Here is an 8,493-nt window from a genome sequence, read left to right as displayed (position 1 = left end):
AAAATCACTTACAAAAATAATATTGTGGATAAAGTTGCAAGACTTTTTTTTACTACACCATTTTTTGATATATTCATTGATCTAAGAGTGGAAAGAATTTCACGCACTCACCCTAGAATGCAGATATTTTGTTCTTATGACTAAACTCGATATTTTTTTTCAGTGATCTGCGTTTTTAAAGGTGGAAAACTTGTCATATCGAAATAGGTTAATTGATTATTTAAAATCCATTATGGGTGTTTATTCATCAATCCGTATTTCTATAAAGAATCAAAAACATCTAAAAGTGGAGTGTTTGTCATCTTGGAGTGGAATTTAAAAATATATTTCCACTTTAATGGATTTTTACCTAAATTTGGTGACAAGTATTCCACCTTAGGTTTTTTTAGGTGAAAGTGTTGAATCTTTTTCCACTTTTTTATATAACATGCATAATCAAGTTAAGCACACTTAAAATAGTTAATACACTTTATGTCAGAACTAAGCCATAACAAAGAAGAGCTGGATTCAATCCCGTACTGCATAGGTAATATTCGTCACAATGGGGTTGTAAGTACTAGCAATCGTTTGATACGACCTATTGAATTGTCAGCGAATGAATATAAAGCACTTTTATATGCGATGGCTGTTGCCAATTACGGTGAGAAGAATCATATCGATAAAGAGATTAGTGAACAAACATACATCTATCTGTATAAAGATGATTTAGCTGAATTACTGGGATTAAGTAAGCGAAATTCAATTAATGTAGCCATTGATCGAATTTACAAAGAACTTTCATCCCGTGTGGCGCACTTTGTAATTGAAGAACCTGTAGATGATATAAAAAAAAAGACTAAAAGAGTTCACTCGGTTGTCCCTATTATCCGTGAGTTAAGATGGGAAGATGATTCAAAGAATGCACTTCAAATCAGATTTACCAGTGAAGTATTACCTTACTTTACTCAATTAGCTGGTGGTAATTTTACGACATACCAACTAAAACATTTATTTGCTCTAGATTCAGTTGCAAGTATGAGTCTTTATACCTATTTCATAAAAAACGAATTCAAATTTAAGACTCAAGAAATCTATGAAGTTCCATTATTATTAGAGAATCTCAAAGCTCTAATTGATATAAATGAAACTAAATATGACCGTTGGGTCGATTTTCGACGTTATGTATTAGATAAAATTGTATCTGAAATTAATGAAAACACCGATCTACAGTTAGAATATGAAACCATTAAAAAAGGACGCCCTATTGTAGGCGTAAAATTTAAACTACATCATCGTGGTTTTGAAAAGCCTGTAATTGAAAATAAAAAGGCCGAAAAATTAAAGATCTACTTAGATGTTCCATTTGAAGATAATGCTGAGGTAAAAGATCTAGGTGCAAAATTCGATACCACTGTACGTTCATGGTATATTTTTAATGATGATGCTAATTATTTACAGCTTGAAAAGTGGTTTAAGACTGTAGGTTGCCTCACAGACTCTCAAGCAAACGTTGTTATCAATGATTCATTATTTCAAATGGATTTTGCTGAAGTAGGAATGAGCTTAAGTGACTTTAAGCGAAAAATGAAAAATAAATTGAAAACTGATAGTAAATTTGTGGAAGACATCAAGGATCGTCTAAATGAAATTTTCGGAAAGGATATTATTTAGGAGTGTAGCAACTTGCTACACTTTTATCGGCTATTCTTAGTTCAAAGAAACCACTTATAACTTTAATTAGAAAAACAATTTTACGACATATTGATCTAATTCATAAACGATCTGTAGGCTAAAGGTGATAAGAGTATTTTTTGAAATAAATATTGAAATTAGATAAAGTGGATTTTATCATCGATATGATTGAATATTAAATTTAAGATGAAAAATGGCGATCTAGTAGTTAATATGATGAAGGAATTCTATTTAAATCACCATTTTTCTAAAGAATTAATTTATAAATCTTAGATTCTCAAATGAAGTGCAACAGAGATTAAATTATTGTAAAGAAGCAAGATAAGCTAGCATTTTGCTTCCGACCGACCAAAGTCAAAGTTGTATCATGGACTATACTCATCTTACCCAAGAAGAAAGATATCAGATTTCTACATTGTTACGTGAAGGATTTTCTAAACGTTACATTGCTTGGAGACTGAATTGTTCACCTTCCACTATTCCTATAGAAATTAATCGTAATCGAGCGAGAAATGGTTACTTCGCTAAACATGCTAATCAACTCGCTTTAAGACGCCATTTCTACAATCCCAAAAGAATCCCTGATGAAATATGGACACATGTCATCTTTTATTTTGAACTCCAAGGGAGTCCTGAACAGATTGCATCTCGTGGTCAGCTGGCTAATCGTAAAAGCATTCATGATAGACCGATTGAGATTGAACGCCGTCATCGTTTTGGTGATCTAGAGATAGATACGATTGTGGGTAGGAATCATCAGCAATCATTGGTCTCGATTGTAGATCGCAAAACAGGTTATTTGTGGTTGAAGAAGTGTAGGTCAGGCAAAGCAGAGGAAGTTTGCCAAACAACAATCAGTTTACTTGAGCCGATTAAAGATCAGCTCAAAATGATTACCGCTGATAATGGTAAGGAGTTCAGTCTGCATGAATATGCAGCTCAAGCATTAGAAATAGATTGGTATTTTGCAGATCCTTATAGTGCTAGGAGCGAGGCAGAAATGAAAATACCAATGGCTTAGTCAGACAATACATTAGAAAAGGAAGGAACTTAAATCAGTATACAGATGAATACATCTCAGAAATCACTGATCGTATCAATCATCGTCCAAGAAAAAGACTCGGCTTGGAAGTCCGAGTCAGGTATTATGGTAACAGCATGGTGTTGCACTTCAAATGCTAATCTAAGAATAGAATTTCATTTTTATTTGCATAAAATATTTATAGATACTTGTTTTTAAGCATGTAAAAAAAAATTGGACGAAGCTTTTTTTTAAAGCTTTCTCAATAATATAATTTACAGATGAAGAAGCCTGCACCTAAAATCTCCGTACAATCTTCGTCCTTGTATTTTCAAGTACTAATCAAGCAAAAAATTGATCCTAAGATACTATAAGCACAGCTACCAGGCTTGCTCTGACGCAATCACACTTATTCTGATAAAGGGATTCAAGGCTGCTTAAGGATTAAATTTCTATATAGATTGTCTATAAAGATGCTTACTCGCTTTGTCCACAATCTGATTAAACTTGATATTTAATGGACTCATAATCCGTTGGTCGACAGTTCAAGTCTGTCTGGGCCCACCAAATTTTTGTAATCATATGCACAGCTTTGCACTGCGATGATATTTAAACCCATGAATTATAACGATTCATGGGTTTTTTATTTCCATTTTTTGCACAGTTATGTCTCGCTATGCACTGCTATGATTAACCCTATTGTGTATCCAACCTTGTATCCAATACTCTTTTTACATTACTCGGATACAAGGTGTTTTACTGTGAAAAGAACCGCCCTAGATGGCATTAAACAAATTAAAGATACTCATCTTGATAATCTTGAGCCAGAGGCAAAGGAATATCGTATTGCATGCGATACAGGACTGTATTTTCGAGTCTCACCAACAGGTAAAAAATCTTGGCAAGTACGCTTTAAAGATAATACTGGTAAGTGGAAATGGCACAGCGTTGGAAGTTACCCCCAGTTATCATTGGTAGAGGCTAAACTTGAAGCTTCAACTATTTTTCTTAAGTTAAGAAACAAAGAAGAAGTTCTAACAAAAAAAGAAATCGAGAATAGGAAGGTTAAAGAAGAACGACGTAGCTTAAATAGCTTAATGTATGAGTGGCTTGATACAAAAAAAACACAGTGGGCTGAAATCACGATAAAGAAAGAGACACAATCTATTGAAAAGCGAATACTGTCAGTATTCGGAGATAAAGACTTTGCTGAAATTTCACGAGTTGAGTGGTTAGATTTTTTTCAGAATTTACTTAGAAATGAAGCAATTTTCAATCGAGTAAAAAAGTTAGTCTCACATTGTAGAAATGCTTACGATCTTGCAGAATTTCGTGGAGATATTACACAAAATCCTTTAAATGGCATTCTTAAGTATTTAGATAAAGGTAGTAAGGGGAATATGAAGCATGTGAAGCTTGTTGAACTGCCTCAGTTAGTTCACTTTATCAGAAGTTATACTAATCAACATACTGCTATCGCATTAGAGTTATTAGTGTTACTTTTTCCTCGACCTCAAGAGCTTCGTTATGCAAAATGGGAGGATTTCGATTTTGATAATAAAATTTGGATTAAACCAGCGCATACAATGAAGTGTGGTATCAGGCATGTAGTGCCATTACCTGATCAAGCAATTGGTCTTTTAAAGAAACTGGAAAAAATTAGAACTCCATCCGATTATTTATTTTGTAGTCGAGATAGCCTAACTCAACCTATGAGTGAGTCAACTCTCAACAATGCTCTAAAGAATCTAGGCTATCGAGGTAAGCAAAGCCCCCATGGCTTTCGCCATATTGCCTCTACAGCTTTGAATGAGAAATTTGCAGACTTAGAACAAGTTATTGAATCAGCTCTTGCACATAAAAAAAGAGGCGTAAAAGCTGACTATGACAAAGCTACCCATTTGGAAGATAGAATTCACATAATGCAGTGGTGGGCTAGCCACGTAACCAAAATTGTTGATCATGTTCGATTAGTACCACACGGTAGTTAACTGTTAGATGACCACTTATGGTGACAAAACTGACATAACTTAAGTTATGTCTGTTTTGTGTATTTGTTTTAGCTGATTTTAATAAAAATAATTGTCTGCTCTACCTTCTCCTTTTTCCTCATTCATTTCCACTCTCCTTCATTCAACGTATGAATAGAATTTTCTATGTTTTATTGTTATATTTCATAACTTATTGCTTTTAAATATATTTTAAATTATTAAATTGGGGGTCTAATGCTTACAGGAATTACGATTAATAATGTGGCTACATATTCTTTGCCGTCTCAACTGAACGACCTCAAGAAAATTAATTTTATATTTGGATCCAATGGTTCTGGTAAAACGACTATAAGTAGGGTTCTTGATCAAGCCGAAGGTTATAGGCATTGTGCTTTACAATGGGAGAATCGAGCTCCTCTAAAAATTTTAGTATATAATTCTGATTTTATTGAAAATAATTTCAATCAAGAAAATACCGTAAAAGGAGTATTTACTTTAGGAAGCGATCAGGTTGATGCAGAATTACAAATTAATCAGTTAATCCCTCAAATTGAATCTTTAAATCAAGATATAGGTCGCCTGAATGTTCAGTTGAATGGTGATGGTGAAGGACAAATTGGGAAGAAAGAAGAATTAGAGGCATTAGAGCCAGAACTACAAGAAAAATGCTGGCGTCAGAAACAATTACATGATTCATATTTTCAAGAAGCTTTTACTGGATTAAGAAATAACGCTGAAAAATTTAAAGACAAAGTTTTGCAACAAAAGCAAATAAACAATGCTGAGTTATTATCTCTTCATGAATTAAAAGAAAAATCTTCAACAGTGTTTTCTAATGATTTACAAAGATATAATCCACTTCCTCTTTTTGATGCCAGCTATCTGCTCCAAGCTCAATCCAATAATATTTTGCAAAAGATAATTATCGGAAATCAGGAGGCTCCAATTGCACAATTGATAGAACGTCTAGGTAATAGTGATTGGGTAAAACAAGGAATCACTCATTTAAATAATAGTTCTCCAACTTGTCCATTTTGTCAGCAGGCTACTCCACATAACTTAGTCGAAGATTTTAATAATTTTTTTAGTGAAATCTATGATCAAGATATTAGAACAGTAAATATTTTAAACCAAGAATATATAGCTGTAGCTAATAGGACTCAAAATGTTATTGACAAAATTAGTGAGCAAAATACTTCTTTTCTGGATCAAGCACTTTTTGAGGCTGAGTGCAAAGCCTTTAAAAGTCAGATAGAAGTAAATAAAAGTATTCTACAAAAGAAATTGCTTGAACCAAGTCTAATTCTTAGCCTTGAACCTATAGATATGGCAATAAGTAAAATTTTAGAATTAATTCAGAATGCTAATATTCGTATAAGTGAGCATAATCAAATAGTACAAAATATTAATTCAGAAAAAGAAAACCTTAAAAATCAAGTATGGAAATATGTTCTTAATGAATTAGATAGTGACTTACAACAATATATAAGTAGAAAGAACACTCTTAATGCAACAATTAATGGAATGACTCAGAATTTAAATACAAAGCGACAAAGATTACGAGAGCTGCGAGAAGAAGTTAGATTACATGAGCAACGATCTACTTCGACTGCTCCAACTATCAATGAGATAAATACCTTACTCCAATCTTTTGGTTTTACATCATTTAGTATTCAACCAGTAGATCAACAAGGTCATTATAGAATTTGTCGTTCAAATGGAGATGATGCAAGTCGATCGTTAAGCGAAGGTGAAAAAACCTTTATTACTTTCTTATATTTTTATTGCCTTATCAAAGGATCTCATTCTGTATCAGGAATTACAGAAAATAGAGTGGTAGTATTTGATGATCCAATTTCGAGCTTAGACAGTGATATCCTTTACATTGTAAGTAGTCTTATTAAAAGAATATTTGAAAATGTTCGCCAATCTAATTGTTTGATAAAACAAGTGTTTGTGTTAACTCATAATGTTTATTTCCATAAAGAGATTAGTTTTCATAAAAATCGTTGTAAAACTAAAATTATGAGTGATGAAAGTTTTTGGATGGTTAGGAAAACCTCGAGTGGCTCAACTGTTGAAAAATGCACAGAAAATCCAATTAGGTCTGCGTATGAATTACTATGGTCTGATATACGGATACAAAATACATCGAGCTTAACTATTCAAAATACACTACGCAGAATTTTAGAAAACTATTTTACTATGTGGGGTGGCAAGTCCAAGGACGAGGTTTGTGATTTGTTTGAAGGAACTGATAAGTTAATTTGCCAGTCTCTTTTCTCATGGGTGAATGATGGCTCTCATTCTATTCATGATGATTTATATATAAATCATGGAGAACAAACTAATGAATCATATCTAAGAGTTTTCAAAGAAATTTTTAACAAGTCTGGACATTATGCTCATTATGAAATGATGGTTCCAAGTTAAAGGTAAACATGACCTTTAAATTAGGAAAGGCTACTCCCAAATGGGATGTAGCCTTAAAAGGTTTTTGAGAACATTTCCTTGTTCAATTTTAACGCCTTTATTGGCTGCTCAATTTTTTCATGCTGACTTAAGCCATATTCCACTTCAAATTTCTAAATCGAGGATTTAGCTTTTTCTCGCCTAAAATGGAAGAGCGAGACACTTATATTTTTCATGTCCGTGTGAACATTAGCTAGGTTAGAAAGAATCTAGCAACTTCATATAAGTAATATTTCTTCAGTGACCAAACTTCAGAATACTTATATTTTATCAATCATGGTCTAGTTTGAGCGACCAAGCCCAAACATAGGAATGCGACCAAGCATTCCATTAACCTTCTTCTAACATATTGCCGAACATATTTTCATATGTGCCGACTCAAGCTTTCGCAGTGAGCAATCTGATAAATCAGACTGTTTTAGGATTCGCTTTAAGCTAGCTATCTCACTTAATACAAATCTTGCTATGAAAATCTATATCACAATTTCCGCAAGTAAATACTTGCTTTATATGCGCTACTTGCCATCGCTCCCACACTGTATAAATTGACAGACATTTAACCAATTTAAGTCCTTCATACAGCGCTTCCCAAGTTATTTCAAAGTGTCTTAATGTGCAGACCGTTTATCCTCTCGCTTGCATACATACTTCCTGTTTCCCCCAACCGTAGTTCCTTAGTTTTATCGGGATATGATGTATACACAACTTTATAAAGGGTAAAACTCTTACACTCCAATCAGCATCTATCGATTAATGCCGTTACACGTTTAAGCTATCCAGCGACCCATTTAGCTTGCGCCAAATGGTGCCAACTTCTCCACCGTTAGGCTCGAAGTCCTAGTACCTCACGGTACTCTCAGCAGCCATCGTGATTGGAAATGAGCATACTTTTCGCAAGTTGTTCACTTGCCTCGATCAAGCATACACACTCAGCTATTAACGGAGACTATCGCACATCCTATGCTGCTCCTGACTGTATCACCTTGAACAGGGTTTCAATTTAAAACCAAAGTTTTAAATCTAATTTGGCTATTCCTAACCAAATGACCATTTCGGAATAAATTCCTTATAGGCTCCCGTGTCCTTGTCGCCCAACAACTTTATATGCAATGCATATAGGAACTCTTAAATCCAAGTTGAATGAACGGATAGAAGAAGAGCATTGCAGCTCTCCAGCCCCCGTTGCAACGTACCGAGCGAGGTTTCCCCAGCAGTCCGCTACATCGGCAGTACAAGAATGGTTAGTTCAGGTACTCACGGCAATATGTATCAAAGTTTTGAATGGTGGTCTTTAACCCATCCAAAACTTCAAAGAAGAAAATTAAGGATGGATGGTCA

Annotated in this window: 4 protein-coding genes; all 4 read left to right on the top strand. The window is 34.0% G+C overall.

All coding sequences use genetic code 11. The annotated features are described in order from the left end of the window. Nucleotides 1–471 precede the first annotated feature (471 nt). Nucleotides 472–1,650, top strand: a complete 1,179-nt coding sequence (locus LXF01_RS17325; protein ID WP_233945538.1) for a replication initiation protein — start codon at nucleotides 472–474, stop codon at nucleotides 1,648–1,650. Nucleotides 1,651–2,038: 388 nt separating this feature from the next. Beyond that, the gene (locus LXF01_RS17320) at nucleotides 2,039–2,692 is read left to right on the top strand and encodes an IS30 family transposase (RefSeq protein WP_233945537.1); all 654 of its coding nucleotides are present in this window, start codon (nucleotides 2,039–2,041) and stop codon (nucleotides 2,690–2,692) included. A 761-nt stretch (nucleotides 2,693–3,453) separates the two neighbouring features. After that, nucleotides 3,454–4,683 (top strand): tyrosine-type recombinase/integrase, encoded by a 1,230-nt coding sequence (locus LXF01_RS17315; protein ID WP_233945536.1) that lies wholly within the window; start codon nucleotides 3,454–3,456, stop codon nucleotides 4,681–4,683. A gap of 234 nt (nucleotides 4,684–4,917) precedes the next feature. Then, complete coding sequence (locus tag LXF01_RS17310) at nucleotides 4,918–7,116, top strand: AAA family ATPase (protein ID WP_233945535.1); 2,199 nt, start codon at nucleotides 4,918–4,920, stop codon at nucleotides 7,114–7,116. Nucleotides 7,117–8,493: the final 1,377 nt, after the last annotated feature.

This window comes from Acinetobacter sp. SH20PTE14, assembly GCF_021391555.1.
Taxonomy (GTDB): domain Bacteria; phylum Pseudomonadota; class Gammaproteobacteria; order Pseudomonadales; family Moraxellaceae; genus Acinetobacter; species Acinetobacter amyesii.
Note: the sequence above shows the minus strand (reverse complement) of the source record. Positions and strands in the feature narration are given on the sequence as shown.